The organism is Stenotrophomonas maltophilia group sp. SKK55, from assembly GCF_057179845.1.
Genome location: NZ_JBXUHP010000059.1, coordinates 1 through 1,775 on the forward strand (window position 1 = coordinate 1; position 1,775 = coordinate 1,775).

Here is a 1,775-nt window from a genome sequence, read left to right on the forward strand (position 1 = left end):
GAGCAGATCGACAAGAGCTTGGCCTGGATGCAAGTGGCGCTGTCGAGCATTGATGGCATCAAGATCCTGAATGATCCAGGGTTGCAGGCGGACAAGACGCGGGCGCTGTGGTTCATCGGCATGGGCACGGGCGGTCCGGCCGTCACCGCTGGTGCGATGTTGCTGCTCTACGAGGTCGCGCTGGCGCTGTTCATCGGCCTGGGTCCCTTGTTCATTCTGTGTCTGCTGTTCGACCAGACCAAGCAGCTGTTCCAGCGATGGCTGTTCTACGGCATCGGCACGATGTTCTCGATGGCGGTACTGGCAGCGATGGTATCGATCGCGCTGGACATGGTGATCCGTGTCTCGACCGCGTTCTGGTCCACCGCCTTGGTCAACAAGTTCCTACTCGAAGGCGCCTCCAGCGACGGCATGACCAGCCAGGCGATGCAGCAGGGCGGCATGGGCCTGATTCTCACAACCCTGATCCTGACCGCTCCCCCAATGGCAGCGATGTTCTTCCAGGGAACCTTGGGCAGCTTCATGGCATATTCGCAGATAGGTGGCAGCCCGGTGGCGCAGGCGCCGGGGCCCAGCGGGCAGCCGCCGGGTAGTTACTACACGCCAGCGACGCCAGAGAAGGGACGAACTGTCGACTCCGGTGACTACAGTAGTCAGTCAACAAGCCGCATGACATTGCCGCAGTCGGATGCGACAAAGATTGCGGAAGCTGGCCAGCGAGCTGCTCATCCTGGTAGATAGTGATTCAGGCGTATTTGGAGTGTTAACGTGAAGCGCATTGTGATCTCCCTCTTTTGGATTTGCTCTGCTTTGTTCTTGCTTGTGACAGAAGATGCCCAAGCGGAGGGGCGCTGCCCGCCCGGACAATATCCGATTGGCGGACAGGGGGTTGGTGGATGTGCGCCAATGCCGGGCTCTAATGGAGGCGATGCAGGGTCGAGTGGTCCGGTCGCGACTGGCCGCTGGATCAAAACCTGGGGAGCTATTGCAACCGCAGTAAGCACAGGTGATATGGGGGCTTCGGTTGGAAGGCGTTCAAAGCAGGAAGCTTCGTCCGAGGCGCTTTCCCGTTGCGCAAGCCATGGCGCTAGAGATTGCAAAGTCGGAACTACCTACAAGAACCAGTGTGTTGCATATGCTGATCCCGAGAGGGGGAGTAAGGGCCGTGTCTCCTATTCGGTTGCAGGCTCCAAGGAGGAGGCTGCAAATCGAGTCTTGTCCCATTGCGCGGACATCGGTGGCGGCCAGTGCAAAGTTCTTTATACAGATTGTTCTGAGCCGATCTTTGAGTCGTTCTAGTCTCATGACTGCCGTGACATCTTTGATGGTATGAGCGTACCTGAGCCAAGCTGCTCAAGAGCCTGGGGTAGAACGCGCGGCTGAAGAAGCCGCTCGGCGAGAAGTTGAGCGAGAACGACTTCATCAAGGTTGCATTGCGACTCGTGCACCTTGTTTAGTGGGCAAGTGTTCTTCTACTGCGCTGGGAAAGTGGTACAGGGCTATCGGATCGTCACCGGCCGCAGCCGGGATTCGATGATGATCCTGGTGACCAACATGGCGCGCGCCGCCCTGATCGTGGCGGTGGCGACGAGCATGGGCATGTTCGGTCGCGACCTCCATGAATTCCTGACGGAAGACGTGAAGGGCCTGATCACGCACGTTGTGACCGGCAAGGATGAAAAGCCCGAGGCGCAGATCGACAAGAGCCTTGCCTGGATGCAGGTGGCGTTGTCCAGCATCGATGGGATCAAGATTCTCAATGATCCCGAGCTGCA

2 protein-coding genes and 1 pseudogene are annotated in these 1,775 nt (G+C 58.5%); all 3 read left to right on the forward strand.

Annotated features, from left to right (window positions below; translation table 11 throughout):
- Positions 1 to 741 (forward strand): type IV secretion system protein (locus AC2A1N_RS18015; RefSeq protein WP_484373061.1); only part of this gene is annotated, 741 nt, incomplete at its 5' end.
- A 165-nt stretch (positions 742 to 906) separates the two neighbouring features.
- Entirely contained in the window at positions 907 to 1,299 is a 393-nt protein-coding gene (locus tag AC2A1N_RS18020) for a DUF4189 domain-containing protein (protein ID WP_258014988.1), read from the forward strand.
- Positions 1,300 to 1,488: 189 nt separating this feature from the next.
- A pseudogene (locus AC2A1N_RS18025) lies at positions 1,489 to 1,775 on the forward strand (type IV secretion system protein); the annotation flags it as partial.

Coding starts and splice junctions, on each gene's coding strand:
- AC2A1N_RS18020 (WP_258014988.1), top strand. CDS start 907: ATGCCGGGCTCTAATGGAGGCGATGCAGGGTCGAGTGGTCCGGTCGCG.